This is a genomic window from Umezawaea sp. (assembly GCF_057122925.1).
The window spans coordinates 1-25925 of the sequence record NZ_DBNGPQ010000093.1 but is presented as its reverse complement, the minus strand read 5'-3'; the positions used below and the strand labels follow the sequence as shown (position 1 = coordinate 25925).

At 71.8% G+C, this 25925-nt stretch carries 28 protein-coding genes; 9 read left to right on the top strand and 19 right to left on the bottom strand.

All coding sequences use genetic code 11. The annotated features are described in order from the left end of the window. Positions 1 to 8: 8 nt before the first annotated feature. The 15 genes from AC156L_RS20870 to rimP form a co-directional block, all read right to left on the bottom strand. Positions 9 to 2249, bottom strand: coding sequence for a polyribonucleotide nucleotidyltransferase (locus AC156L_RS20870; RefSeq protein ID WP_330875930.1), 2241 nt, complete (start codon positions 2247 to 2249; stop codon positions 9 to 11). 305 nt (positions 2250 to 2554) lie between these two features. Continuing rightward, positions 2555 to 2824 carry a 30S ribosomal protein S15 gene (gene rpsO, locus AC156L_RS20865; RefSeq protein ID WP_106187937.1) on the bottom strand — a complete coding sequence of 90 codons (270 nt, stop codon included), beginning with the start codon at positions 2822 to 2824 and terminating at the stop codon, positions 2555 to 2557. Between the two features lie 214 nt (positions 2825 to 3038). Then, positions 3039 to 3518, bottom strand: coding sequence for a helix-turn-helix transcriptional regulator (locus AC156L_RS20860; protein ID WP_330875962.1), 480 nt, complete (start codon positions 3516 to 3518; stop codon positions 3039 to 3041). Positions 3519 to 3601: 83 nt separating this feature from the next. After that, positions 3602 to 4561 (bottom strand): bifunctional riboflavin kinase/FAD synthetase, encoded by a 960-nt coding sequence (locus AC156L_RS20855; protein ID WP_330875931.1) that lies wholly within the window; start codon positions 4559 to 4561, stop codon positions 3602 to 3604. 464 nt (positions 4562 to 5025) lie between these two features. Next, the gene (locus AC156L_RS20850; protein WP_330875932.1) at positions 5026 to 5373 is read right to left on the bottom strand and encodes a hypothetical protein; all 348 of its coding nucleotides are present in this window, start codon (positions 5371 to 5373) and stop codon (positions 5026 to 5028) included. A gap of 15 nt (positions 5374 to 5388) precedes the next feature. Further along, positions 5389 to 6297: a tRNA pseudouridine(55) synthase TruB gene (truB, locus tag AC156L_RS20845; protein WP_330875933.1), complete on the bottom strand. Its 909-nt coding sequence runs from the start codon at positions 6295 to 6297 to the stop codon at positions 5389 to 5391. An 11-nt stretch (positions 6298 to 6308) separates the two neighbouring features. Next, entirely contained in the window at positions 6309 to 7664 is a 1356-nt protein-coding gene (locus AC156L_RS20840; protein ID WP_330875934.1) for an MFS transporter, read from the bottom strand. A 56-nt stretch (positions 7665 to 7720) separates the two neighbouring features. After that, complete coding sequence (locus AC156L_RS20835) at positions 7721 to 9025, bottom strand: MATE family efflux transporter (protein WP_330875935.1); 1305 nt, start codon at positions 9023 to 9025, stop codon at positions 7721 to 7723. Continuing rightward, positions 9022 to 10011 (bottom strand): DHH family phosphoesterase, encoded by a 990-nt coding sequence (locus tag AC156L_RS20830; RefSeq protein WP_330875936.1) that lies wholly within the window; start codon positions 10009 to 10011, stop codon positions 9022 to 9024. Before AC156L_RS20830 ends, AC156L_RS20835 begins: the two co-directional genes overlap by 4 nt. Positions 10012 to 10122: 111 nt before the next feature. Further along, on the bottom strand, positions 10123 to 10599 hold the full coding sequence (gene rbfA, locus AC156L_RS20825; RefSeq protein ID WP_330875937.1) for a 30S ribosome-binding factor RbfA: 477 nt from the start codon (positions 10597 to 10599) through the stop codon (positions 10123 to 10125). 14 nt (positions 10600 to 10613) lie between these two features. Continuing rightward, a complete protein-coding gene (locus tag AC156L_RS20820) occupies positions 10614 to 10910 on the bottom strand; it encodes a DUF503 domain-containing protein (protein ID WP_330875963.1) in 297 nt (98 codons plus the stop codon). An 83-nt stretch (positions 10911 to 10993) separates the two neighbouring features. Continuing rightward, a complete protein-coding gene (infB, locus tag AC156L_RS20815; protein WP_330875938.1) occupies positions 10994 to 14116 on the bottom strand; it encodes a translation initiation factor IF-2 in 3123 nt (1040 codons plus the stop codon). A gap of 109 nt (positions 14117 to 14225) precedes the next feature. Beyond that, positions 14226 to 14627 (bottom strand): YlxR family protein, encoded by a 402-nt coding sequence (locus AC156L_RS20810; protein WP_330875939.1) that lies wholly within the window; start codon positions 14625 to 14627, stop codon positions 14226 to 14228. Continuing rightward, positions 14569 to 15591, bottom strand: a complete 1023-nt coding sequence (gene nusA, locus AC156L_RS20805; protein ID WP_330875940.1) for a transcription termination factor NusA — start codon at positions 15589 to 15591, stop codon at positions 14569 to 14571. The genes AC156L_RS20810 and nusA overlap by 59 nt, the downstream gene beginning before the upstream one ends. Then, positions 15588 to 16130 carry a ribosome maturation factor RimP gene (gene rimP / locus AC156L_RS20800; protein WP_330875941.1) on the bottom strand — a complete coding sequence of 181 codons (543 nt, stop codon included), beginning with the start codon at positions 16128 to 16130 and terminating at the stop codon, positions 15588 to 15590. Before rimP ends, nusA begins: the two co-directional genes overlap by 4 nt. Positions 16131 to 16281: 151 nt before the next feature. On the opposite strand from rimP, the gene AC156L_RS20795 reads away from it, so the two are divergent. Together AC156L_RS20795 and AC156L_RS20790 are read left to right on the top strand one after the other, a co-directional pair. After that, positions 16282 to 16734: a hypothetical protein gene (locus AC156L_RS20795; RefSeq protein WP_330875942.1), complete on the top strand. Its 453-nt coding sequence runs from the start codon at positions 16282 to 16284 to the stop codon at positions 16732 to 16734. Then, positions 16731 to 17207: a ferritin-like domain-containing protein gene (locus tag AC156L_RS20790; RefSeq protein WP_330875943.1), complete on the top strand. Its 477-nt coding sequence runs from the start codon at positions 16731 to 16733 to the stop codon at positions 17205 to 17207. The genes AC156L_RS20795 and AC156L_RS20790 overlap by 4 nt, the downstream gene beginning before the upstream one ends. Here the strand turns inward: AC156L_RS20790 and AC156L_RS20785 are convergent. Genes AC156L_RS20785 through AC156L_RS20775 form a run of 3 tightly spaced genes read right to left on the bottom strand, consistent with a single transcriptional unit; the run spans position 17204 to position 19810 of the window. Further along, positions 17204 to 17947: a hypothetical protein gene (locus tag AC156L_RS20785; protein WP_330875944.1), complete on the bottom strand. Its 744-nt coding sequence runs from the start codon at positions 17945 to 17947 to the stop codon at positions 17204 to 17206. The genes AC156L_RS20790 and AC156L_RS20785 overlap by 4 nt on opposite strands. 55 nt (positions 17948 to 18002) lie before the next feature. Next, positions 18003 to 19010, bottom strand: coding sequence for an aminotransferase class V-fold PLP-dependent enzyme (locus AC156L_RS20780; protein WP_330875945.1), 1008 nt, complete (start codon positions 19008 to 19010; stop codon positions 18003 to 18005). A 23-nt stretch (positions 19011 to 19033) separates the two neighbouring features. Then, positions 19034 to 19810: an SDR family NAD(P)-dependent oxidoreductase gene (locus AC156L_RS20775; protein ID WP_330875946.1), complete on the bottom strand. Its 777-nt coding sequence runs from the start codon at positions 19808 to 19810 to the stop codon at positions 19034 to 19036. Between the two features lie 59 nt (positions 19811 to 19869). On the opposite strand from AC156L_RS20775, the gene AC156L_RS20770 reads away from it, so the two are divergent. The 5 genes from AC156L_RS20770 to AC156L_RS20750 are packed head-to-tail and all read left to right on the top strand — an operon-like array spanning position 19870 to position 23174. Further along, the gene (locus AC156L_RS20770) at positions 19870 to 20277 is read left to right on the top strand and encodes a YjbQ family protein (protein WP_330875947.1); all 408 of its coding nucleotides are present in this window, start codon (positions 19870 to 19872) and stop codon (positions 20275 to 20277) included. 54 nt (positions 20278 to 20331) lie between these two features. Further along, positions 20332 to 21213 carry a DUF8017 domain-containing protein gene (locus tag AC156L_RS20765; protein ID WP_330875948.1) on the top strand — a complete coding sequence of 294 codons (882 nt, stop codon included), beginning with the start codon at positions 20332 to 20334 and terminating at the stop codon, positions 21211 to 21213. 2 nt (positions 21214 to 21215) lie between these two features. After that, on the top strand, positions 21216 to 21908 hold the full coding sequence (locus tag AC156L_RS20760) for an HAD family hydrolase (RefSeq protein WP_330875949.1): 693 nt from the start codon (positions 21216 to 21218) through the stop codon (positions 21906 to 21908). After that, complete coding sequence (locus tag AC156L_RS20755) at positions 21905 to 22681, top strand: class I SAM-dependent methyltransferase (protein ID WP_330875950.1); 777 nt, start codon at positions 21905 to 21907, stop codon at positions 22679 to 22681. Before AC156L_RS20760 ends, AC156L_RS20755 begins: the two co-directional genes overlap by 4 nt. A gap of 13 nt (positions 22682 to 22694) precedes the next feature. After that, on the top strand, positions 22695 to 23174 hold the full coding sequence (locus AC156L_RS20750; RefSeq protein ID WP_330875951.1) for a DinB family protein: 480 nt from the start codon (positions 22695 to 22697) through the stop codon (positions 23172 to 23174). Between the two features lie 43 nt (positions 23175 to 23217). Here AC156L_RS20750 and AC156L_RS20745 read toward each other — a convergent pair whose 3' ends face one another. After that, positions 23218 to 24969: a proline--tRNA ligase gene (locus AC156L_RS20745; protein ID WP_330875952.1), complete on the bottom strand. Its 1752-nt coding sequence runs from the start codon at positions 24967 to 24969 to the stop codon at positions 23218 to 23220. A 161-nt stretch (positions 24970 to 25130) separates the two neighbouring features. Here AC156L_RS20745 and AC156L_RS20740 point away from each other — a divergent pair, with 161 nt between their 5' ends. Beyond that, the gene (locus AC156L_RS20740; RefSeq protein ID WP_330875953.1) at positions 25131 to 25481 is read left to right on the top strand and encodes a VOC family protein; all 351 of its coding nucleotides are present in this window, start codon (positions 25131 to 25133) and stop codon (positions 25479 to 25481) included. A 33-nt stretch (positions 25482 to 25514) separates the two neighbouring features. Then, positions 25515 to 25826, top strand: coding sequence for a hypothetical protein (locus tag AC156L_RS20735; protein WP_330875954.1), 312 nt, complete (start codon positions 25515 to 25517; stop codon positions 25824 to 25826). Positions 25827 to 25925: the final 99 nt, after the last annotated feature.

The following is a 25925-nucleotide window of genomic DNA, read 5'->3' as shown; positions in this document are numbered from 1 at the left end:
GCTGATCGTCACTGCGCCGCGGACTCCGCGGGCACGGGGGCGTCGGCGCCGTCGGCCGGAGCGGCCTCGGGAGCGGCGGTCTCCTCGGAGACCACGATGAGGCTGATCTTGCCGCGCTGGTCGATGTCGGCGATCTCCACGCGGAGCTTGTCGCCCACCTTGACGACGTCCTCCACCTTGCCGATGCGCTTGCCGCCACCGAGCTTGGAGATGTGGACCAGACCGTCACGACCCGGCAGCAGGGAGACGAACGCGCCGAACGCCGCGGTCTTCACCACGGTGCCCAGGAAGCGCTCGCCGACCTTCGGGAGCTGCGGGTTGGCGATCGCGTTGATCATGTCGATCGCCGCTTCGGCCGAGGGGCCGTCCGCAGCGCCGACGTAGATCGTGCCGTCGTCCTCGATCGAGATGTCGGCACCGGTCTGCTCGGTGATCGAGTTGATCATCTTGCCCTTCGGGCCGATGACCTCGCCGATCTTGTCCGTCGGGATCTTGACCGACGTCACGCGCGGCGAGAACGGGCTCATCTCGTCCGGGGCGTCGATGGCCTCGGCCATGACCTCCAGGATGGTGAGCCGCGCGTCGCGCGCCTGGCCGAGCGCCTTGCGCAGCACCTCGGACGGGATGCCGTCCAGCTTGGTGTCGAGCTGGAGCGCGGTCACGAACTCCTTGGTGCCCGCGACCTTGAAGTCCATGTCGCCGAACGCGTCCTCGGCGCCGAGGATGTCGGTGATGGCGACGTAGCGCGTCTCACCGTCGACCTCGTCGGAGACGAGACCCATCGCGATGCCGGACACCGGCGCCTTGAGGGGCACACCGGCGTTCAGCAGCGACATGGTCGACGCGCAGACCGAGCCCATCGAGGTGGAGCCGTTGGAGCTCAGCGCCTCGGAGACCTGGCGGATCGCGTAGGGGAACTCGTCGCGCTTGGGCAGCACCGGCATCAACGCCCGCTCGGCGAGCGCGCCGTGGCCGATCTCGCGGCGCTTCGGCGACCCGACCCGGCCGGTCTCACCGGTCGAGTAGGGCGGGAAGTTGTAGTGGTGCAGGTAGCGCTTGTGCGTCTCCGGCGTCAGGGAGTCGATCTGCTGCTCCATGCGGAGCATGTTCAGCGTGGTGACACCCAGGATCTGGGTCTCGCCGCGCTCGAACAGCGCCGAACCGTGCGCCCTGGGGATCAGCGCGACCTCGGCACCCAGCGAGCGGATGTCGGTCAGGCCGCGGCCGTCGATGCGCACGTTGTCGCGCAGGATGCGCTGGCGGACCAGCTTCTTGTTCAGCGAGCGGAACGCCGCGCCGATCTCCTTCTCGCGGCCCTCGAACTGCTCCGCGAGCTTCTCCAGCGTGGCGGCCTTGACCTCGTCGATGCGCGACTCGCGGTCGGCCTTGCCCGCCACGGTCAGCGCGGCGGCGAGGTCGCTGGACGCGGCCTCCTCGACGGCGGCGAACGCGTCCGGCTGGTAGGCCGGGTACGTCGGGAACACGCCGGTCTCCTTCGCCGCGACGCGGGCCAGCTCGGCCTGTGCCTCGACGAGGACCTTGATGAACGGCTTCGCGGCTTCGAGACCCGCGGCCACGACCTCCTCGGTGGGGGCGGTCGCGCCCTCGCCGATCAGGTCGATCACGTTGTCGGTGGCCTCGGCCTCGACCATCATGATCGCGACGTCGTCACCGACGACGCGGCCGGCGACGACCATGTCGAACACGGCCTTCTCCAGCTGCTCGTAGGTCGGGAACGCGACCCACTGGCCCTCGATGAGGGCGACGCGGACGCCACCGATCGGGCCGGAGAACGGCAGGCCCGCGAGCTGCGTCGACGCGGACGCGGCGTTGATCGCCACGACGTCGTACAGGTCCTGCGGGTTCAGGCTCATCACCGTGATGACGACCTGGATCTCGTTGCGGAGGCCGTCCACGAAGGACGGACGCAGCGGCCGGTCGATCAGGCGGCAGGTCAGGATCGCGTCGGTCGACGGGCGACCTTCGCGGCGGAAGAACGAGCCGGGGATGCGGCCCGCGGCGTACATGCGCTCCTCGACGTCCACCGTGAGGGGGAAGAAGTCGAAGTGCTCCTTGGGGTGCTTCGACGCCGTCGTGGCCGACATGAGCATCGTCTCGTCGTCCAGGTAGGCGACGACGCTGCCCGCGGCCTGCCGCGCGAAGCGGCCGGTCTCGAAGCGGATGGTGCGGGTGCCGAACTTGCCGTTGTCGATCACGGCGGCGGTCTCGTGGACCTCTACTTCAGTCATGCAGTGAACTCCTCGTTCGTCTTTTGGCCGCAGCGCGCTCGGGCGCGGGATCGCGGTTCGGACGAGGCCGGTCTTCGATCGAAGTCCCCTGGCGTTACGCGAGCGCCCCTTGGCGCTCAGCCCGTCCAGGGAACCACTACCGAGGACCGGCGAACTGGTCGTCCCGTTTCGCGGCGTGCTGGCCCTGTTGGTTCCTCTTTGGATCTACCCGGTCCTGGTTCTCGCCCTGTAGTGGGTTCTACACCGAAACCGGGTCGTACGCCGAGGGGGAGCGACCGAAGCCGGCCACTCCCCCTCGGTGCGTGTCAACGACGCAGACCGAGACGCCCGATGAGCGAGCGGTAGCGGTTGATGTCCACCTTCGCGAGGTAGTTGAGCAGCCGGCGGCGGCGGCCGACCAGCAGCAGCAGCCCGCGACGCGAGTGGTGGTCGTGCTTGTGGGTCCTGAGGTGCCCGGTCAGGTCGCTGATGCGCTTGCTCAGCAGCGCGATCTGGGCCTCGGCGGAGCCGGTGTCCGTGTCGTGGACGCCGTACTCGGTCAGGATGGTCTTCTTCTGGTCAGTGGTCAGTGCCACTAGGTGGGTCTCCTTGTGCGTGTTCGGTTCCGTGCGGCCCCACCAGGGAAACGGATGGGGTTAGTCGGTACTGGCCGCCACGGAACGCAGCCAGACCCAACTGTCGAGGTTACCAGGCGTGTACCCGACCGGAGTGCCCGGCGTGCTCGACCGCACTGCGGCTGCACGGCACGACGTGATCGTGGAACGGAGGGTGACGCCAAGTCCACCCGATTCAGCGACCCTTGCCGGCTCGCCGGAGCAGTTCGGCCAGCGCGGGGAAGTCCTCGCCGAGCACGTCGGCCGCCTGCGACAGCTCGCGGCGGTCCGCGATGCGGCGCAGGCTCGACAGCACGACGGCCTCGGTGTCCACGCCGTTGACCGGCAGCGAGTCGCGGCTCACGGTCGGCTTGGAGAGCCGCACGTCCTCCAGCGCGCGCTGGAGCGCCTCGGGGGCCCCGGTCGCCACGTCGGGCGTGAGCACCTTGCGTTCGAGCATGATCATCCGGGCCAGCACGGACGGGTTGCCGATCTTGGCCCGCCGCCCGGACATGACCTGGCTGAGCATGGGCGCGCTGATCCCCAGCACGTCGGCGAGCTGGGCCTGCGACACGCGGAAGGCGACCACCAGCCGGCGCACCCGGTCACCCAGGGGCTCCCCGTACCACTCGCGCTGCAACGCGATGTTGCGCTGGACGATCTTGTGGTCCTCCACCTGCCGCGCCTCTCCCCGTCCCAGCGTCCGCATCATTCCCTGCCGGGCATCTTGCCAGGTCTGACCGTGCCGCAAGTGCGCTTTCAGGCTTGTGCCCCGCCCAGGCCGAGCAGCGCCCCCACCTTGTCCACGTCGCGGTGCATCTCCACCACGAGCGCCTCACCGCTGTCGAACGTCAACTGGCCGCGGACCCTGCTGACGAAGTCGAGCGCCACGCGCTGGCCGTAGAAGTCCTCCTGGACGTCGAGCACGAACGCCTCCACGCGCCGTTCCCGCCCGGAGAACGTGGGGTTCGTGCCGACCGACACGGCGGCCGGGAGCTTGCGGCCGTCGGAGTGGATGAACCAGCAGGCGTAGACCCCGTCGGCCGGCACGGCGGCGAACCTGGTCATGGACAGGTTGGCGGTGGGGAAGCCCAGTTCACGACCCCTGCCGTCACCCCTCACCACGATGCCGTCGAGCCGGTGGGGCCGTCCGAGCGCCGCCGCCGCGGCGGCCACGTCGCCCGCGTCGATGCAGGCTCGGATGTAGGTGGAGGAGAAGGTCACCGCGTCGTCGCCCGACTGCGTGTCTGTCACTAGGTCCGCTCCTTCGGTGACGAAACCGAACCGCTGGCCGAGGTGGCGCAGGAGGTCGACGTTGCCAGCGGCCTTCTGCCCGAACGTGAAGTTCTCGCCCACGACCACGGCCGCCACGTGGAGCTGGTCCACCAGGACCTCGTGGACGAACTCGTTGGCGGGCATCCTGGAGAGCTCCACCGTGAAGGGGAGGACGCAGAACACGTCCACGCCGAGCTGTTCGACCAGCTCGGCGCGCCTGCGGAGGGTGGTGAGCTGCGCGGGGTGGCTGCCGGGGCGGACGACCTCGGACGGGTGGGGGTCGAAGGTCATCAGGACGCTGGGGACGCCCCGCTGGTGCGCGAGTTCGACGGCTCGGGCGATGAGCGCCTGGTGCCCCTCGTGGACCCCGTCGAAGACGCCGATGGTGACGACGCAGCGGCCCCAGCCGCCCGGTAGGTGATCTAGTCCTCGCCAGCGTTGCACGGGTGGGAGCGTACGGCGCGAGGTGGGTGGGGGTCGGGTGTGGGGTTGGGTGGGTGCCGCCGAGGTGGGAAGACGGTTCGCCGTAGGTGGTCGGCCGTGCGGCCGATATGACTCGGGGACCCCTCGTTCACCCCTTTGACCGGGACAGGGGGCAGCCTCGAAAACCTGCCCGATCACCAGTTTCAAGGCTCAAATCGCCAGGTAGAGTCAACCGCTGCTCCACCTCCAGCCCATGACCACAAGTCGGTCGACAAGCTCTAGAACTAGGCCCCCACCTGCTCGAACACGCCTGCTCTTTCCGGCAGCACCCAAGCGCGGTCGATTTCCCCTGGGGGATCTGCCCCGTGAAATTTGTCGGCTCAGGGCTTCCCACCTGCCCTTTTCGGCCCGACGAAGGGGCAAATCGAGGGGGCCCGGGTCACATCGACCGCACCCACGACGACCAAGCCCCCGACACCCGGACGTCACTCCGACCGAACATCCCGCCCAGCCTGGATGATCGTGCTCCGATCCCCGGCCGTGGCGGTCTGGGTCACCGACCGGTCGACGTACGACCCACCGATCGTCCCGACCTGCACCACGTGCCCGACCGACCCGAGCACGCTGTTCCGCACCCCGTCGGACTCGGTCCCGGCCTCGACGGCGGCGGGCGCCGACCGGACCTTCATCGCCACCCCGACCCCCACCCCGGTGAGCGCCACGACACCCACCCAGGCCCAGGGTTCCGTCATCAGGTCCGTGGCCACGTTGACGAGCACACCCGTCGCCGACGTCACCACTCCGGCCGCGGTCGGCCACACCCACCTCGCCATGAGGACCAACGGTAGCTACCCGGCGGGGGAGAGGACTACCACCGACCTGGCGACACCGCCCTCGTCCTTCGCCAGCGCCACGACGTGGCCGTCGGGCCCGAAAACACCGTAGGTGCCGTCGAACCCCCCTGCCGGGAGCCGCTGGCCGTGCGACAGGGCGACCACCTCGGCCGGTTCGATCTCCCGGCGCGGGAACGCGGTGGCGACCGCCGAGTCCAGGTCCAGGGACAGACCGGGGTCGGTCTCCAGCTTCTCCAGCGTCCTGGCCACCCTCAGGTCGAACGGGCCCACGCGGGTGCGGCGGAGCGCCGCGAGGTGGCCGCCGACACCGAGGTCCGCGCCCAGGTCGCGGGCCAGCGCCCGGACGTAGGTCCCGGAGGAGCACTCGACCATGACGTCCAGCTCGGTCGTGGTGCCCTCGCGGCGGATGGACAGGATGTCGAAGCGGTGGACGGTGACCGGGCGCGGGGGCAGGTCGACCTGTTCGCCGTCGCGGACCCTGGCGTAGGCGCGCTTGCCGTCGACCTTGACCGCGCTGACGGCGCTGGGCACCTGCTGGATCGGGCCGGTCAGCTTCGCGACGCCCGCGCGGACGGCGTCCTCCGACACGGTCGAGGCGTCCACTGTGGACAGCACCTCGCCCTCGGCGTCGTCGGTGGTGGTCGACGAGCCGAGGCTGATCGTGGACAGGTAGGCCTTGCTGTCCAGGGCGAGGTGGCCGAGGAGCTTGGTGGCGCGCTCGATGCCGAGCACGAGGACACCGGTGGCCATCGGGTCCAGCGTGCCCGCGTGGCCGACCTTGCGGGTGCCGAGGATCCGGCGGACGCGCGCGACCACGTCGTGGGAGGTCATGCCGTCCGGCTTGTCGATGACGACCAGACCGGGCGGGACGGAGGGGCGGGACTGGCGAGGAGTTGCGGACACGAGCGAGGATCTTAGGCTGCGGTGTAGGCGTCCCAACGCCTGCGCCGCAACTGGACCGGTACGTCCTCGCCCCTGGCCTCCGCCTCGAAGACCGCCGTGCGCGCTCGACGCCACCAGACGGCCGTGCGCCACACCCCGACGACCAGCACCACCGCGAGCGCCAGGAAGGCGATCCGGTAGGCCTGGGCGGGCGGCAGCCAGTCGAACAGGTCGAGCAGCACACCGACGGCGAGCGCGGACGCGGTGACCGCCGCGAAGCCTCCGACGTTGACGACACCCGTGGCCGTGCTGACCCGGTGCATCGGGTTGTAGTCGCGGGCGAGCGCGAACGCGATGCCGGAGATCGGGCCGCCGAGCGACAGCACCAGGAACGCCGCCGGCACGACCGGCGCGGGCACGACGCCGCCCGGCCAGGCCAGCAGCACCGTCCAGACGACCAGCGCCGCCGCGAGGAACCAGCCCGCGATCGGCATGCGCAGTTCCGGCTTGCGGGCGATGACCGAACCGAGCACCGGACCCGCCGCGATGGCGCCGATGACGAGCAGGCCGAGGGTGGAACTGGCCGCGGAGCGCGACATCCCCTGCGCCTCCACGAGGTACGGGAATCCCCACAGCAGGCCGAGCACGGCGGGCGTGGACATCGTGGAGAAGTGCGTCCAGAAGCCGAGGCGGGTGCCGGGGACGCGCCACGCGTGGACGACCTTGCGCAGCACGGTGCCGAGCGGTTCCGGTTGCAGCACCGGGACGACGACGCCCGCCGGGACGTCGCGCAGCCGCCAGAACGCCACCGCGGCGTACGCGGCGGTCACCAGGCCGGCGACGAGGAACGTCCACGTCCAGCCCGCGCCGCCGAGGAGCAGGGTGAGCGGGACGGTGGCCGCGAGGTTGCCCGCGCCGCCGAGCGCGGCGGAGATCGAGACGATCACCGGGAAGCGCCGGGCCGGGAAGTGGGCGGCGGCCAGGCGCAGCAGGCTGACCCACGTCATGGCGTCGCCGACGCCGAGGACGGCGCGCGAGGCGAGGCCGAGCGGGTAGGAGTCCGCGATGGCGAACAGGACCTGGCCGGTGCCCATCAGGAGGGCGGCGGCGGTGAGGACGCGGCGCGGGCCGAAGCGGTCCACGAGGAGGCCGGTGGGGATCTGCATCAGGGCGTAGAGCCCGATCTGGAGCACCGTGAAGGTGCCCAGTGCGGCGGGGCCGACCCCGAACCGCTCGCTCGCTTCCAGGCCCGCGACGCCGAGCGACGTGCGGTGGAACAGTGCGGCGACGTAGACGACGATGGCGGTGGTCCAGATCAGCCACGCTTGCTTCGTGGCGCGATCGACCGGCAAGGCACGCTCCTCGGGTAGTGGGTTCACCCAGTACATCGAAAACACTTGCCTGCTGGTAACGATTCCGGGTCGTGCCGTCCGACACATCCCACCTATCGGACGGCGCCCACCACCGACCAGTGCTCGGACCTGGTCCGCACGACCAGCGTGACCAGGCGCAGCAGCATGAACAGCGACAGGCCGGTCCAGATCCCCACCAGGCCCCAGCCGAACGCGAGCGACGCCCAGATCATCGGCAGGAAGCCGATCCCCGCCGACAGCAGCGTCGCCGTGCGCAGGAACGCGGCGTCGCCCGCGCCGAGCAGGACGCCGTCCAGCGCGAACACCACACCCGCGACGGGTTGCAGGGCCACGAAGAACCACCAGGCGTGCGGGATCTCGGCGAGGACGCCCGCGTCGGTGGTGAAGACCTTCGGCAGCACGCCCGCCAGCGCGGCGAAGACGACGCCGAGACCGATGCCGAAGACGAGCCCGTAACCGGTGATCTGCCAGGCGAACCGGCGCGCCTTGACCCGCTCCCCCGCGCCGAGCGCGGCGCCGACGATGGACTGGGCGGCGATGGCGAGCGAGTCCAGCACCAGCGCGAGGAACATCCACAGCTGGAGGACGACCTGGTGCGCGCCGACGGCGGCGATGGACGTGCGGGCGGCCACCGAGGCGGCGGACACGAAGCAGGCCTGGAAGGCGAGGCTGCGGACGATCAGGTCGCGGCCGAGGCCGAGCTGGGCGCGCATGAGGGCCGGGACCGGTCGCAGCGCCACGTCCTCGGCGAACAGGGCGCGGAAGAACAGGCACGCCGACACGACCTGGGCGACGACGTTCGCGATGGCCGACCCCTCCAGGCCCAGACCGGCCGGGTAGACGAGCAGCGGGCACAGGACCGCGGACAGGCCGTTGCCGAGCAGCACGTACCGCAGCGGGCGGGCGGTCTCCTGCACGCCGCGCATCCAGCCGTTGCCCGCCAGCGTGACGAGGATGAACGGGGCGCCGAAGAGGGCGATCCTGATCCAGCTCACGGCCGCCGAGGCGATCTCGCCGTCGCCCGCCAGCAGCCGGGCCAGCGGGGCGGCGAAGAGCTGCCCCAGGCCGATCAGCAGGACGCCGACGCCCAGCGCCAGCCAGGTGGCCTGGACACCCTCCGCGACGGCCTCCTGGCGGCGACCGGCGCCGTGCAGGCGGGCGGCGCGGGACGTGGTGCCGTAGGCGAGGAACGTGAGCTGGGCGGCCACCTGGGACAGAAGCACCCCGCCCAGCGCCAGGCCCGCGAGCGGCAGGGCGCCGAGGTGGCCCACCACCGCGGTGTCCACGAGCACGTAGAGGGGTTCGGCGGCGAGGACTCCGAGCGCGGGCACGGCGAGGCCCAGCACCCGCCGCGGCGGGACGCGGTCGTCGGTCACGAGCGGGCGAGGGCTTCCACGAGGTCGGTCAGCACCTGCTCGGCCGGGCCCTTGGCGGTGAAGCCCGCGGCGTGGCGGTGGCCGCCGCCACCGAGCAGCTGGGCGACCTCACGCACGTCGACCTCGCTCACCGAGCGCAGCGACACCGACCAGGTGGACGGGCGGAGCTCCTTCAGCACGGCCGCGACCTCCGCCTCCTGGGCGGTGCGGATGAGGTCCACGACGCTCTCCACCTCCTCCGGGCGCAGCCCCTCGGAGTCCTCCAGCGTGACGACCGCGTGCACCAGGCCGAGACCGCCCGCCGCCTCCCGGTCCAGGGTGGCGCGGCTCAGGACGGAGGCGAGCATGTTCAGGTAGCCGAACGGGTGGCTGTCCATCAGCGGCCGGGCGACGGCCTCGGCGTCCACGCCCGCGTCGATCAGGCGGGCGGCCACGAGGTGGGTGGCGGCGCTGGCGTGGCGGAAGGACCGGGTGTCGGTGACCAGGCCCGCGTAGACGCAGCGGGCGATCGGCTCGTCGACCTCGACGCCCATGACGTCCAGGAGCCGCAGCACGACCAGCGCGGTCGCCTCGGCGCGGTCGTCCACGACGTTCACCGTGCCGAAGCCGGGGTTGGAGACGTGGTGGTCCAGGACCACGACCTCGCCGCCCGCCTCGATCGTGGCGGCCACGCGGTTGCCCAGCGGTCCGAGCCTGCCGACGCTGCCCGCGTCCAGCGCCACCAGCACGGGCGGCGCGGCGGGGATGTCGCCCGCGGGCACCAGCAGGCCCGCGACGTCCAGCCCCCGCAGGGTCTCCGGGACGTCGGCGGGTGCCCCGAAGGAGACGCGGACCGCGACGCCGCGGCGGTGCAGGGCCAACCCGAGCGCGAGCGCGCTGCCGAGCGCGTCGGCGTCGGGGTTGACGTGGGCGAGCAGCGTGACGTCGGTGGCGGTCGCGAGCACGGCGGCGGCCGCGGCCAGCTCGGCGGTCAGGTCTTGGGGCACTGCGACACGTTAACTCCGCCGAGCGGATCGGTGCTGCTGAAAATTGTGCAGGTGGTCACTCCAACCACGAACGGGCCGACCCCCGGAGGGATCGGCCCGTTCGTCGGACGGTCAGCTCTTCGACGGGTCGTCGCCGTCCTCGTCGTCGTCGGCGTCCTCGCGAGGCGCCTTGTACGGGTCCGCCTCGCCCGCGGGCTCGGCGCCGATGGCGATCTTGGCGACCTTCTCGTCGCGGTGACGAGCCCTGGCCAGCAGCTCCTCCATCCGCCGCGCCTCGTCCGGCACGGTGTCCGTCATGAACGCCAGCGTGGGCGTGAACCGCACACCGGTCTGCGCCCCGACCATGCTCCGCAGCACGCCCTTGGCGCTCTCCAGCGCCATGGCCGCACCCGCGTAGTCCGGCTCGGAGTCGAGCTTCTCGCCGAGGACGGTGTAGTAGACGACGGCGTCGTGCAGGTCACCCGTCACCTTGGTGTCGGTGATGGTCACCCTGGCGAGCCGCGGGTCCTTGACCTCGTGTTCGATCGCCGACGCGACGATCTGCGAGATCCGCTTGGCGAGCTTGCGAGCCCGTGCCTGATCGGCCACGGTGTTCTCCTCTTTTACTCGTCCTCCGGACCAAGCAGGCGATGCCTGGCGGAGAGCAGTTCGACTTCGGGTCGACCGGCCACCAGGCGTTCGCAGGAGGCCAGCAGATCCCTGACATGGTCGGCGTCCGCGGCAACGGCCGCCACCCCGATCAACGCGCGGCGGTGCAGGTCGAGATGACCCGCCTCGGCCGCGGAAACCTCGAATTTGCGCCGCAGCTCCGCCACGACGGGGCGGACCACGGAACGCTTTTCCTTCAACGAGTGGACGTCGCCGAGCAACAGGTCCAACTCGAGCGAACCGACGAACACAGGCATCACCGTGGGGTGCAGCGGTAGCGGGCAAAGGTGCGGGGCCGCCCGGAAGGACGGCCCCGCACCTGCACCCTCGACTATCAGGCGCGGGGCTTCTCGCGCATCTCGAAGGTCTCGACGACGTCGCCGACCTTCAAGTCGCTGTAGTTGCCCAGCGTCAGACCACACTCGAAGCCCTCGCGGACCTCGGTCGCGTCGTCCTTGAACCGCCGCAGCGAGCTGATCGGCAGGTTCTCCTGGATGACGTTGTTGTCGCGCAGCAGGCGGGCCCGCGCGTTGCGGCGGATCTCGCCCGACAGCACCATACAACCGGCGATCGTGCCGACCTTGGAGGACTTGAACACGTCGCGGATCTCCGCGCGGCCAAGCTGGACCTCTTCGTACTCCGGCTTGAGCATGCCCTTGAGGGCCGCTTCGATCTCGTCGATCGCCTGGTAGATCACCGTGTAGTAGCGGACGTCGATGCCCTCGCGGTTGGCCAGCTCGGTGGCCTTGCCCTCCGCACGGACGTTGAAGCCCAACACGATGACGTTGTCGGCGATGGCGAGGTTGATGTCGCCCTCGGTCACGCCACCGACACCGCGGTGGATGACCCGCAGCTCGACGTCGTCGCCCACCTCGATCTTCATGAGCGCGTCCTCGAGTGCCTCGACGGTACCCGAGTTGTCGCCCTTGATGATCAGGTTGAGCTGGTTCGTCTCCTTCAGAGCCGCGTCCAGGTCCTCCAGGCTGACCCGCTTGCGCTTGGAGGCGTTCATGGCGTTGCGCTGACGTGCCTGGCGGCGCTCGGCGATCTGGCGGGCGACCCGGTCCTCGTCCACGACGAGGAACGTGTCACCGGCGCCGGGCACCGAGGTGAGGCCGATGACCTGCACCGGACGGGACGGGGTCGCCTCGATGACGTCCACGTTGTGCTCGTCGACCATCCGACGGACACGGCCGTAGGCGCCACCGGCGACGATCGAGTCGCCGACGCGGAGCGTGCCGCGCTGGACCAGGACGGTCGCCACCGGGCCACGGCCGCGGTCGAGGTGCGCCTCGATGGCGACGCCCTGCGCTTCCATGTTCGGGTTGGCCCGCAGGTCGAGCGAGGCGTCGGCGGTCAACAGGATGGCCTCCAGGAGGCCGTCGATGTTGATGCCCTGCTTCGCCGAGATGTCGACGAACATGGTGTCGCCACCGTATTCCTCGGCCACCAGGTTGTACTCGGTGAGCTGCTGCCGGATCTTGTCCGGGTTCGCGCCCTCCTTGTCGATCTTGTTCACCGCGACCACGATCGGCGCGTTCGCCGCCTGGGCGTGGTTGATCGCCTCGACCGTCTGCGGCATGACGCCGTCGTCGGCCGCGACCACGATCACCGCGATGTCCGTGGACGTCGCGCCACGGGCACGCATGGCGGTGAACGCCTCGTGACCGGGGGTGTCGATGAAGGTGATCAGGCGTTCGTTGCCCTCGAGCTCGGTCCGCACCTGGTACGCGCCGATGTGCTGCGTGATGCCACCGGCTTCGCCCTCGTGCACCTTCGTCTTGCGGATGGTGTCGAGGAGGCGCGTCTTGCCGTGGTCGACGTGACCCATGACGGTGACGACCGGCGGTCGGATGACCAGGTCCTCCTCGCCACCGGCGTCGTCGCCGTAGGTGATGTCGAACGTGCCGAGCAGGTCGCGGTCCTCTTCCTCGGGGGAGACGACCTGGACCTGGTAGTTCATCTCGGAGCCGAGCAGCTCCAGGATCTCGTCCGACACGGACTGCGTGGCCGTGACCATCTCACCGAGGTGGAACAGCACCTGCACCAGCGAGGCCGGGTTGGCGTTGATCTTGTCGGCGAAGTCGGTCAGCGAAGCGCCGCGCGGGAGGCGGACGACCTCGCCGGAACCCTTCGGCAGGCGAACGCCGCCGACCGAGGGGGCCTGCATGTTGTCCATGTACTCCTGGCGCTTCTGGCGCTTGGACTTGCGTCCACGACGCGCAGGGCCACCGGGACGGCCGAAGGCACCAGCGGTGCCACCACGACCGGCGCCACCACCACCGGGACGACCGCGGAAACCGCCGCCACCACCGGCCGGGGCACCGCCGCCACCACCGGGGCGGAAGCCGCCACCAGCGCCACCGCCGCCGCCACCAGCGCCGCCGGGACGGAAGCCACCGCCACCGCCACCGCCGCCACCGGGACGGAAGCCGCCACCGGCACCGCCGCCGCCACCGGGACGACCGCCACCGCCACCGCCACCACCGGGACGGCCACCGCCGCCACCGGGGCCGGGACGACCGCCGCCGCCACCGGGACGGGGAGCGGGCGCCGGGCGACCGGGCATCATGCCGGGGTTCGGGCGAGGAGGCATCGAGCCGGGGTTCGGACGCGGGCCGCCGGAACCGGCGGAACCGCCGGGACGGGGACCGGCCGGACGGCTGTCACCGGGCTTGGACGACGGACGGCGGTCGCCGCCGTCGCGCTCACCCTGGTTGCCGCCGCCGCCACCGGGCTGGCCGCCACCGGGCTGGCCACCGGGACGCGGGCCGGACGGACGCGGCGCGGGAGCGCCACCGCCGACACCGAAGGGGTTGTTGCCGGGCCGCGGCGGACGGGGTCCGGCGGGCTTCGGCGACTGCGGCTTCGGCGGAACCACGGACGGGCTCTGCTGGGCCGCGGGCTGTGCGGGCTGCTGCGGCTGCGGCGCGACGCGCGGCCCCGGACGGGGACCGGCGGGGCGCTGCGGCTGCGAGGTCGGCGCGGGCGCCGACGGGGCGGCGGCCGCCGCGGGGGCGACCGGGGCCTGGGGCTGCGCGACCTTGGGCGCGGGGGCCACCGGAGCGGGCGCGGGGGCAGCGGCAGCGGGCTGCTGCTGCGGCGCGGGCTTCGGGGCGGGCGGCTTCGGGCCGGGCATCGGGCCGGGACGGCCGGGGACCGGACCGGGGCGACCGGTCACGGCGGGCTTGGGTTCGGACCTGGTCTCAGGTGCCGACGACTGGACGGACGGGGCCGGTGCGGGGGCAGACGGCTTCGGCGGGCCGGGACGGCCTGCCGGCTTCGGCTTCGCATCGGTCTTCGAGTAGGCGTCCCTCAGACGGCGGGCCACCGGGGCCTCGACCGTGGAGGACGCGGACTTCACGTACTCGCCCTGGTCGGCGAGCTTCGTGAGTACTTCCTTGCTGGTGACGCCGAGCTCTTTCGCGAGCTCGTGCACACGGGCCTTCCCTGCCACTGCACTCCTCTGGTGATGAGGCCGGCGGCAGTCCCGTCGACCTCGTCTTAACGTCGCGCGTTCATGTCTTCAGCTTCACGGCTGACTCATGACGGGTCGACCTGCTTCCCTACTCCTGCTGGTCGCGGGGCGATCCCGCGACCGTCTTCACATGCTGCTCGACGTGATCACGCACGTGATCGACGGCGAGCGGCCCCTGGACCCGCAGGGCCCTGGGGAACGCTCGTCGCCGTTCGGCGTTCGTGAGGCAATCGAGATCAAGGTGCAACCAAGCGCCCCGACCCGGCAACCGGCGGCGGGTGTCCGGAACAAGAGTCCCGTCCGCCACCACCACGCGCAGCAGCTCGGAGGGCGACGTCCGAGCGCGGCATCCAATGCACGTACGAGCTGGGCCGATGTGCGTTGCTACCGATCCCCGACGGTCAACCACTGAGTAGTCTATCCCCTGCTGCTCATTCAACCGAACCGGATGCGGTCGCCCCGGCCGGTGCGGCACCCGCCGCTTCCGCATCACTGCGGATGTCGATGCGCCATCCGGTCAGCCGCGCGGCGAGCCGGGCGTTCTGACCCTCCTTGCCGATGGCGAGCGACAACTGGAAGTCCGGCACCACGACGCGCGCCGTCTTGGCGCGTTCGTCGAGCACCGTGACAGACACAACCTTGGCCGGTGACAAGGCATTCCCGACGAACGTGGCCGGGTCGTCGGAGTGGTCGATGATGTCGATCTTCTCACCGGCCAGCTCGCTCATGACGTTGCGGACGCGCGCCCCCATGGGCCCGATGCAGGCGCCCTTGGCGTTGACACCGGACACGGTCGACTTCACCGCGATCTTCGAACGGTGACCCGCCTCACGTGCCACCGCGGGGATCTCCACGGTGCCGTCCGCGATCTCCGGGACCTCCAGCGCGAAGAGCCTGCGCACGAGGTTCGGGTGCGTCCGGGACAGGGTGATCTGCGGGCCGCGCGCGCCGCGCGAGACGCCGACGACGTAGCACTTGAGCCGCGAGCCGTGCTCGTAGGTCTCGCCGGACACCTGCTCGGCCGGGGGCAGCACGCCCTCGGTGTCGCCCACCTGGACGACGACCATCCCGCGGGCGTTGGCCCGCGCGTCGCGCTGGACGACGCCGCCGATGATCTCGCCCTCCTTCGCGGAGAACTCGCCGAAGGTGCGCTCGTGCTCGGCGTCGCGCAGGCGCTGGAGGATGACCTGCCGGGCCGTGGTCGCGGCGATCCGGCCGAAGCCCTCGGGGGTGTCGTCCCACTCCTCGGCGACGGTGCCGTCGGGAGCGAGGTCCTGGGCCAGCACGCGGACGGCGCCGGTCTTCTTGTCGATCTCCACGCGCGAGTGGGCGTGGTGGCCCTCGGTGTGCTTGTAGGCCGTCAGGAGCGCGGTCTCGATGGCTTCCAGCACGACCTCGAAGGGGATGTCCTTGTCCCGTTCGATCGCGCGGAGAGCAGCGATGTCGACGTTCACCTCGACTCCTCCTTCGATTCGTTGTTGTCGTCGTGCTGCCCCGGTTCGAGGAGGGACAGCTCCGCGACGGGGGCGGGCTTGAACTCGATCTCCACGACGGCGCGCTCGATCGTGCTGTACTCGACCCGGCGCAGCTCGCCCTTGACCAGCAGCACGACACCGGTGTCGTCGGACTGCCCGACGCGGCCGAACCACTCGACCGAATCGGGCTGCTTGACCTTGACGAGCCGGAGCTTCGCGCGCCGCCAGTGGCGCGGCTTCGTCAGCGGGCGGTCGGCGCCTGGCGACGTGACTTCGAGCGTGTACGGACCTGCCATCAGGTGGTCGACTTCGTCGAGGGCGGCGGCGACGGCGCGGCTGGCCTGGGCCACCTCGTCCAGTCCGATGCCGTGCTCGGCGTCAACGACCACCTTGACCAGCCTGCGACGCCCAGCCTGATGCACGTCGAGCAGTTCGAGGTCGAAGCCGATGGCCCCGACCGCCTCCTGCACGACGGGTTCTAGCTGCGCGGCGAGGTCTCCGCGCGGCGGGCTGGACATTTGGTTACTCCCACAAGTCTCAGGTGCAGTACACGGGCATGGGAACCCCGGCCGACGCTGCACTCGCCGGTCGTGGTCGCCCAGACTATCTCGTTCGGAGACCTTCCACGGCCACCGTCGATCACGGGCGGCTCTGGCAGGATCGGTACACGTGATCGCCGAATCCCGTGGTCCGCTGCTCAGCCGACGCCGGGTGCTGCTCGCCGCAGCGTCCGCGCCGTTGGCAGTCGCGTGCACCACACCGCCGCCCGCCCCACCGCCACCCGACCCGCTGGCCGACCTGGTGGTTCAAGCACGCGCGGACGCGGCGCTGGCGACCGCCGCGGGGGCGACCGAGGTGGCCGAGGCCCGCACCGAGCACGCGAGGCTGCTCCAGGCCGAGGTGGACCGCGCGCGGCCGAGCGGGCCGTCGTCGTCCCCAGCTCCCTCCAGCACGTCCGCCGCTCCCCCGCCGTCGAGCGGCACGCCGGAGCAGGTCGTCGAGGCGCTGCGGGCCGCTCAGCAGGCGGGCGCGGAGCTGGTGGCGACCGCGCCCCCGTACCGGGCGGGTCTGCTCGGTTCCGTCGTCGCGGGCTGCGCCAGCCTGGTGGAGGTCCTGTCATGACCCAGCCGTCGTCCGCCATCGCCCCGGCGAGCGGCAAGCCGACCGGGGACGCCGTGCAGGCCGTGCAGGACGCGCTGGCGGCGGAGCACGCCGCCGTGTGGACCCACGGTCTGGTCAGCGCGTTCGTCGAGGAGGCGCAGCAGGTCGCGGAGGGCGCGAACGCCCACCGGGCCCGCCGCGACGCGACCGAGCGGCTGCTGCGGGACGTGTCGGCCCAGCCGGTGCCGCCCGCGCCCGCCTACCTGCCGCCCGCGCCGGTGACCGACGCGCCGTCGTCGATCGCGGCGCTGGTCGCGGTGGAGGTCGACGCGTGCGTCGCGTGGCGCGGGGTGCTGGAGCGGACCGAGGACCCCGACCTGCGGCGCACCGCGCTGGACGCGCTCACCGCGAGCGCCGTGCGGGCCACCCGCTGGCGCAAGACGGGCGGTCTGCTGCCCGCGGCGCTGGTCCTGCCCGGCACCGCGGTCGGCTAGCCCGCCAGGTCGGCGGCCAGGCGGAAGGCGTCCGCGCTGATCCGCTTCATGAGCTTGTTGTGCTCGGCCTCGTCCGGCCCGTGCTTGACGGTGTCGGACTCGACGATGACGACCTCGCGGTCCTGGAGCTTCGAGGCGAAGCCGCCGGACGCGAGGGTCTTCAGCTCGGGGACCTTCGCGACGCCCTCGCGGACGAGGTCGTTCACGTTGCCGGTGCCGTCGGCGCTGGTCAGCTCCTTGAACTTGGCCGCGTCCTGCGCGTTGCGCAGGGTCACGACGGACACCGAGGTGTAGGCGGTGCGGCCGTCGTCCAGCGTGGTCGTGTAGAGCTGGCGGACCAGCTTCTCGCACGGGTTCGCGGTCAGGAAGTCCTTGGTCGGGCCGTAGGCGTGCTCGGCGCACCCGGTGACCTTGAGCGGCACCGGGACCTGCTCGGACTTGGTGAACCGGAACTCGCCCTCGGGCGCGGTGGACGTGGTCGCGGCGGGTGTCGTCCTGTTGTCGCCGGTCATGGAGTCGATCAGCAGCCACACCAGCGCGGCCACCAGCGCGACGGCGACGAGGCCGAGCGCCTTGAACGGCAGGTTGCGCTGCGCGGGGGGACGCGGTGGCGGGGGTGGGGGCTGGTGGCCGATGACGTTGGTCGCCATCAACGAGTCCAGCTTGCCGATCTCCGAACGCCACAGCGGCGCGGTCTCCGACGCCCCCGGAGGGTGAATCCGGGGTAGCTGCTGCGTCACCTCTTCGGGTGACTCCTTGGGGGCCGACACAGGACGAAACGGTAACCGACGGCGGTCACCTGAGCGCTTTGAGCACGAGGTCGACGTCGTCGCGGGTGGTGTAGAGGTGGCACGCGAGCCGGACCTTCCCGGCCCGGACGCTGGCCTTCACACCCGCTTCCACCAGGCGTTCCTCCGCGCCTGGGCGATCAACGGTGACGATCGCCGAGTTCGAGGGGGGCAGGCCGAGACCGGCGAGGAGTTCATTCGCGATCCCGATGTCGTGGTCGCGCACGGCCGCCAGGTCCAGTGACGCCAGCCACGGCAGGGCGACGGCCGCACCGACGTGCGCCAGCCAGACGGGTGATGTGTCGAGCGCTCGCGCGGAGGACGCCAGGCGGAGCGGGAGGTCGTAGGTCGTCGCCCACCGGTCCTCCCCCGCGTACCAGTTCGCCGTGATCGGGACGGCCGACGCGAGCGCCTCCGGCCGTCCGGCCAGCCACGCCGACCCGCGCGGCGACAGCAGCCACTTGTAGCCCGCGGCGACCACCCAGTGCGCCCACCCGACGTCCAGCGGGAGCCAGCCGAGGGCCTGCGTCGCGTCCAGCAGCACCGGGACGCCCGCGGCGCGGAGCCCGTCGAGGTCGGCGACGCGCCCGTCGGCGGACTGCACGACGCTGACCGCCACCAGGTCGTACCCGCTCGCGGCGTCCACCAGCTCGTCCGGCCCGACCTCGGTGACGGCGTGCCCGGCGGCGGCGAAGGGGAACGTCAGGCTGGTGAACTCGCCGCGCACGGTGAGCACCCGCGAGCCCTTCGGCAGGCTCGCCGCCACGATCGCCACGAGCTGCGACACCGAGGCGCCGATGGCCACCTGCTCGGTCGGCATCCCCACCAGCCGCCCGAACGCCTCGCGCCCGGCGGCCACGGCGGCGTCGAACAGCGGCGGCTGGTCGAGGCCGCCCGCCCACCGCCGCACCGCGTCGCCCACCGCGTCGGCCACCGCCCTGGGCGGGACGCCGATGCTCGCGGTGTTGAGGTACCCGAGAGGGACGTCGAACTCCCCGCCGAAAGCGCTGCGCACGACCCCGACGGTACCCACGCCGCTCACGACATCCGCAGCACGTTCCGCGTGACCCGCCCGGCCTCGTCCGAGCAGAGGAACGCGATCACGTCCGCCACCTCGCCCGCCTCGGCGACGCTGAAGCGGGCCCGCACCTCGTCGTTGACCCAGCCGGTGTCGGTGACGGGCGGGTGCACGACGTTGGACGTGATGCCGTGGTCCCGCAGCTCGGCGGCGGCGGACATGGCGTAGTTCTCCAGCGCCGCCTTGGCCGCGCCGTAGGACACCTCGCCGGGGAAGCCCCGCGGGCTCCCGGACGTGAGGCTGACGATCCGGCCCCAGTTGCCGCCGCGGGCGACGTGCCGCCGGGCGAACTCGGCGATCAGCAGGGCCGCGGCGCGGGCGTCGACGGCGAACTGCGCGTCGAACGTGCTCGCGGTGACGGGGTGCTGGACGCGGCCGAACTGGTCGGTGTCGTCGGTGAGGAACGTGTCCTGCACCCAGCCCGAGGCGTTGTTCACCAGCACGTCGACGGGCCCGAAGACCCGCTCGGCCTCGTCGAACAGCTCGGCGGCGGTCTCGGGCCTGGCCAGGTCGGCCTCCACGGCGTGCGCGCGGCCGCCCAGCGCGGTGATCGCCTCGACGACCTCGTCGGCCCCGGAGCCGCGGCTGGTGAAGTAGGCCTCGGGGATGCTCGGGTCGGGTTCCGGGTCGAGGCGCAGGAACGCGACCAGGACGTTCACCCCCCGGCCTGCCAGCGCCTTCGCGGTGGCGGCTCCGATTCCCTGGTTCGCGCCGGTGACGACGGCGGTGTGGATCACGTGGGCGATCGTGCCCCACCGATGTGCCGCGCGCACCCGAATTGCCTACCGTGGTCGGGGTGCGCAGCGAAGAGATCGAGATCAGGACCGGGTCTGACGAGGTCGTGCACGACCTGACCTCGGCGGCCGAGCGGTTCCTGGCCGACGTGGACGGCGACGGCCTGCTGCACGTGTGGGTGCCGCACGCGACCGCGGGCCTCGCGGTGCTGGAGACCGGGGCGGGCAGCGACGACGACCTGCTGGCGGCGCTGCGGGAGCTGCTGCCCGCCGACGGCCGCTGGCGGCACCGGCACGGCACCCCCGGCCACGGCCGCGACCACGTGCTGCCCGCGCTCGTGCCGCCGTACGCGACGATCCCCGTGCTCGGCGGGGTGCTGGTGCTCGGCACGTGGCAGTCCATCTGCCTGGTCGACACCAACGTGGACAACCCCGTCCGCAAGGTCAGGTTCAGCTTCCTGGCCGGGTAGGGCCGCCGTTCGGAGAATTCCGTGGCCGTCGGTGCCGCAAGGTAGGTTCGGTCCGTGACGCATCCAGGGGACGGGCAGGGCGGTTGGGGAGGCCAGCAGGGCGGCTGGGGGCAGCCCCAGTACCCGCCCACCGGCGGTTTCCCCGCGCAGCAGTCGCAGTACGGCGGTCTCGGGGTGTTCTCCGGCGGTCCGCCCGAGCAGCCGAAGCGCCCCCGCTGGCCGATCATCGCCGCCGTCGTCGTCCTCGTGCTGGCCGCGGGCGGACTGACGACGTACTTCGTGACCCGCGGGTCGGACGACCGGGCCGTGACCACGTCGTCCACCGGGAGCGCCCCGTCGACGTCGTCGAGCGCGCCCACGTCGTCCTCCAAGGCCGCCGCGAAGTGCGAGCCGCACGCCGACGGGTGGACCTGCGTGGCCGTGCCCGCGCTGGCCTACAGCTACGACATCCCGAAGGCGTGGAAGTCCACGAAGGCCACCGGCTCGATCGAGGGCCTGCCGGACGTGAAGCTGACCGGCGTCTCGACCTACGGCGACTACGAGTGCGGCGGCAAGACCTACAACCGGGGCAACACCGGTGGCGTCGTGCTGCCCCAGACCGACGCGGGCGCGACGGCGAAGGACGTCGCCGCGAAGCTGAGCGCCCAGTACTACCAGTCCGGCGCCGCCACGGTCGCGGTGAGCGAGCCGCGCCCGGTGACCGTCCCGAACACGAAGGTGACGGGCGTCCTGGTCGACTCGGTGATCACCACGACCGGCAACGAGTGCCTGGCGTCGAAGGGCGCGATCAAGGTGCTCGTGTTGCAGGGCAACAAGAACCTGCACCTGTTCATGGCGAACGGCGACCTGGAGGGCGGTCCGTCGAGCGCGCCCGCGCCGCTCACCGACGCCGACCTCCAGGCCATGGTCGACTCCGTCAAGCCGTTGGAGGGCTGAGCGTGAAGACGCTGGTGCTGTGGGACATCGACCAGACCCTCATCGACGCCAAGGGCCTCGGCCACAGCTGGTACCAGGTCGCGCTGCACGCCGCGACCGGCCTCGAACTGCGCCACGTGCCGAGCTTCCCCGGCCGCACCGAGATGGCGATCTCGCGCGAACTCCTGACGCTGCACGACCTCGACCCCACGGACGAGCTGATCGCCGTGCTGCACAGGGAGCTCATCGCCGTGGCGGAGCGCGAACACCCGCTCCTCGCGACCCGCGGCCGGGCGCTCGCGGGTGCGGCGGAGGTGCTGGAGGCGTTGGCGCGCAGGGCCGACGTGGTGCAGAGCGTCGTCACCGGCAACCTGGTGGAGATCGCCAGGCACAAGCTCGCGGCGTACGGCCTCGACTCGCACGTCGACTTCGACATCGGCGGCTACGGCTCGGTCTCCGACCAGCGGCCCGCGCTGGTCGTGGAGGCCATCCGGCTGGCGACCGAGAAGCACGGCCACGACTTCCCCGTCGACTCGGTCGTCGTCCTCGGCGACACCCCGCACGACATCACCGCCGCGCTGCACCACGGGGCGGTCGCGATCGGCGTGGCCACCGGCCGCTTCACCGCCGCCGAACTGGAGGAGGCGGGCGCGCGGGCCGTGCTCGCCGACCTGTCCGACACCGAGGCCGTGCTGGCGGCCGTCCTGCCGTCGTGACGCAGCCGAACCGCGAGTTCCTGCGCACCACGTTCGGCGAGGACCCGGAGCGCTACGACCGCGTCCGCCCCACCTACCCGCCCGCCCTGTTCACCGACCTCGCCCCCGGCGGGCGCGTGCTGGAGATCGGCCCCGGCACCGCCCAGGCCACCCTCCCCCTAGCCCTGCTGGGCTGCGAGGTCACCGCGGTGGAGCTGAGCCCCGCCCTGGCCGCCGTGGCCGCCCGCAACCTGTCCGACTTCCCCGCCGCGGAGGTGGTCGTCGCGGCCTTCGAGGACTGGCCCCTGCCCGCCCGGCCCTTCGACCTCGTCCTGTCGGCGACGGCGTTCCACTGGCTCGACCCGGCCGTCCGCACCGCGAAGGCCGCCGACGCCCTCCGCCTGGGCGGCAGGCTGGCGATCATCTCGACCCACCACGTGCGGGGCGGCACCGAGGCGTTCTTCGCGGACGCCCAGCGCTGCTACGAGCGCTTCGACCCGGACACCCCGCCGAACCTGCGGTTGCGGGAGGCGGCCGACATCCCCAGGGACACGGCGGAGTTCGACGAGGCCCCCCGCTTCGGGCCGGTGTCGTTCCACGACCACACGTGGGAGCGGACCTACACCAGGGCCGACTACCTCGACCTGCTGCTGACCTACTCGAACCACCGCGCCCTGCGCCCCGACCTCCGGGCGGGGCTGCTGGCGTGCATCGGTGGCCTGGTCGACGGCTACGGCGGCAGCATCACCAAGCGCTACCTGACCCGGTTGGCCGTGGCGCGGCGCACGACCTGACAGGAGGTTCCCGATGGGTCCGTTCGACGTGCCGCTGGACGACGAGCGCACACAGCTCGACGCGTTCGTCGAGGAGTACCGCCGGGCCGTCGAGGCGACCCTCGACGGCCTCACCGAGGAGCAGGCCCGCCGAGGGCTCGTCCCGTCGGCGACGACGCTGCTCGGGCTGCTCAAGCACGTCACGTGGATGCAGCGGGTGTGGTTCGAGGAGTGCGTCGGCGGCACGTCCCGCCGGGAACTCGGCCTGGTGCGGGACCCGGACGAGTCCTTCCGGCTCTCCGCCGACGACACGATCGCCTCGGTCACGGCGGCCCACCGGGAGGCGTGCGCCACGGCCAGGACCACGGTCGCGGACCTGCCGCTGGACACCGTCGTGACCGGCCACCGGTCCGGGCCGCGCACGCTCCGCTGGGTGTACCTCCAGGTGCTGCGCGAGCTGGCCCACCACTGCGGGCACGCCGACGTCCTGCGCGAGCAGGTGCTCGCCGGTTGATCGAACCCGCCCCGCCCGCGAACGGGCGGGGCGAGCCGGACGATCAGCCGCGCGCCAGCTCCACGAGGTGCTGCACGACGGCGTCGACGGCGACGTCGGTGCGGTCGCCCGACCGGCGGTCCTTGACCTCGACGACCCCGTCCGCCAGGCCTCGCCCGACGACCAGGATCGTCGGCACGCCGATCAGCTCGGCGTCCTTGAACTTCACGCCGGGGCTCACCTTGGGACGGTCGTCCAGCAGCACGTCGAGGCCTGCGGCGTGCAGTTGCCGCGCCAGCTCCTCGCCACCGGCGAGCAGCGCCTCGTCCTTGCCCGCGACGACGAGGTGCACGTCGGCGGGGGCGACGTTGCGGGGCCAGATGATGCCCTTGTCGTCGTAGCTCTGCTCCACGATGGCCGCGACCAGCCGCGAGACGCCGATGCCGTAGGACCCCATGGTGATCCGGATCGGCTTGTTGTTCGCGTCGAGCGCGTCGAGCCCGAACGCGTCCGCGTACTTGCGGCCGAGCTGGAAGATGTGGCCGATCTCGATGCCGCGCGCGGCCTCCAGCACGCCGTGGCCGTCGGGCGAGGGGTCGCCCGCGCGGACCTCGGCGACGTCGATGACGCCGTCGGCGGTGAAGTCGCGGCCCGCGACGAGGTCGACCACGTGGTGGTCGGCCTTGTCCGCACCCGTCACCCAGGCCGTGCCGCGCACGACGCGCGGGTCGACCAGGAAGCGGACGCCGTTCGCGAGCAGCGCGCCCGGCCCGATGTAGCCCTTGACCAGGAACCCGTTGCGGGTGAAGTCGACGTCTTCGAGCAGCGCCACCTCGGCGGGCTCCAGCGCGGCTTCGAGGCGCTTGAGGTCGACCTCGCGGTCGCCGGGCAGGCCGATCGCGAGCAGAGACCAGTCCTTCTCGCCCGGCTTGCGGGTCTTCACGAGCACGTTCTTCAACGTGTCCGCGGCCGTGAACGTGCGACCGAGGTCGGCGGCGTTCAGGTGGTCGACCAGGGTCTGGATGGTCGGCGTGTTCGGCGTGTGGTGCACCTGCGCGCCGGGCTTGTCCTCAATGGACTGCTCGGGCGGCGCGGGGGTCGTGACGGCCTCGACGTTCGCGGCGTAGCCGGACTCCGTGCTGCGCACGAACGTGTCCTCGCCGGTCTCCGCGACCGCGAGGAACTCCTCGGACGCCGAGCCGCCCATCGCGCCGGACGTCGCCGACACGATGACGTACTCCATGCCGAGGCGTTCGAAGATCCTGATGTACGCGTCGCGGTGCGCCTGGTACGACGCCGACAGGCCCTCGTCGGTGAGGTCGAACGAGTACGAGTCCTTCATCAGGAACTCGCGACCGCGCAGGATGCCCGCGCGGGGGCGCGCCTCGTCCCGGTACTTCGTCTGGATCTGGTAGAGCGTGACCGGGTAGTCCTTGTACGAGTTGTACTCGCCCTTCACGGTGAGGGCGAACAGCTCCTCGTGCGTGGGCCCGAGCAGGTAGTCGGCGCCCTTGCGGTCCTTGAGGCGGAACAGGTTCGGCCCGTACTCGGTCCACCGGTTCGTCGCCTCGTAGGGCTCCTTCGGCAGCAGCGCGGGGAACTGGATCTCCTGCGCGCCGAAGGCGTCCATCTCCTCGCGCACGACGTTCTCGATGTTGCGCAGCACGCGCAGACCCAGCGGCAGCCAGGTGTACCCGCCCGGTGCGACGCGGCGGACGTAGCCGGCGCGGACCAGCAGCTTGTGGCTGGGTACTTCGGCGTCAGCCGGATCCTCGCGCAGGGTGCGGAGGAACAGCGACGACATCCTGGTGATCACGATGGGTACTCCTCGTGGAGAACGGTGTCCGAACAGAGTAGTGAAGACCGTTGCCCCAGTTCCAACGGGTAACGCGTTGGGCCCCCGTCGGGCCCCGCGGTTCGCACTGGTCGTGGGCCGCGCGACGAAAAATGTCGGACCCCGCGCCTACCGTCTCGGGCATGACGCTCACCATCGGCATGGTCACGATCGACACCAGCGACCCGCACAAGCTCGCGGAGTTCTGGACCAAGGCGCTCCGCACCACGGTCCAGCACGACTGGGGCGAGTTCCTCGTCCTCGCGCCCGCCTCGGAGGGCGCGGTCCAGCTCGGCCTGCAACGGGTCGACACCGTCGCGCCCGGCAAGAACCGGGTCCACTTCGACATGCACGTCGAAGACCGCCCGGCCGAGGTGCTCCGGCTGGTCGAGCTGGGTGCCTCGGAGGTCGCCGAGCACACCGTTCCGGGGCTCACCTGGACGGTGCTGGCCGACCCGGACGGCAACCAGTTCTGCGTCGGCCAGCCCGGTTGACGCCACCGACGGGTAACCGCTGCCCCTCGACGCGTGGAGTTTCCGGCCGAGGCCGCACGCCGTGAGCGCGCCGCCGTCCTGGCCACCGTCGAGGGGGTGACGGACGCGGAGTTCGACTCCGCGCCGACGCTGTGCGCGGGCCGGGCGCCCGGGGACGTGCCGGCCCACGTCATCGGCACCGACCGGGCCACCTACCGGGAGGGAGTGGTCATCAGCCTGCAACTGAACCGGAGAGTCCCGCACCGCCGCCTGGTGCCCGAGGCGGGGAGGGCGTCCGGGCGGGGTCCTGCGGTGAGCGGACCCCGTGAGGCGCTCGGGTGTGGCTGGCGAGCCGGGACGGGGTAGCGGCTGCTGGTGTTCGGCCGGTAGGCGACCCGCTGGTGGGTGGGTCTGACGGGCCGGGCCAGCCGAGTCGGGTCGGGCTGGGCCAGATCGGGCCAGGCC

Bases quoted from the DNA above. Each gene is read 5' to 3' on its own strand.
- AC156L_RS20750 (WP_330875951.1), top strand. From the start codon at position 22,695: ATGGGTCCGTTCGACGTGCCGCTGGACGACGAGCGCACACAGCTCGAC.
- AC156L_RS20850 (WP_330875932.1), bottom strand. From the start codon at position 5,373: ATGGCGAGGTGGGTGTGGCCGACCGCGGCCGGAGTGGTGACGTCGGCG.
- rimP (WP_330875941.1), bottom strand. From the start codon at position 16,130: ATGTCCAGCCCGCCGCGCGGAGACCTCGCCGCGCAGCTAGAACCCGTC.
- AC156L_RS20790 (WP_330875943.1), top strand. From the start codon at position 16,731: ATGACCCAGCCGTCGTCCGCCATCGCCCCGGCGAGCGGCAAGCCGACC.
- AC156L_RS20810 (WP_330875939.1), bottom strand. From the start codon at position 14,627: ATGCGGAAGCGGCGGGTGCCGCACCGGCCGGGGCGACCGCATCCGGTT.
- AC156L_RS20840 (WP_330875934.1), bottom strand. From the start codon at position 7,664: ATGTACTGGGTGAACCCACTACCCGAGGAGCGTGCCTTGCCGGTCGAT.
- AC156L_RS20740 (WP_330875953.1), top strand. From the start codon at position 25,131: ATGACGCTCACCATCGGCATGGTCACGATCGACACCAGCGACCCGCAC.
- AC156L_RS20870 (WP_330875930.1), bottom strand. From the start codon at position 2,249: ATGACTGAAGTAGAGGTCCACGAGACCGCCGCCGTGATCGACAACGGC.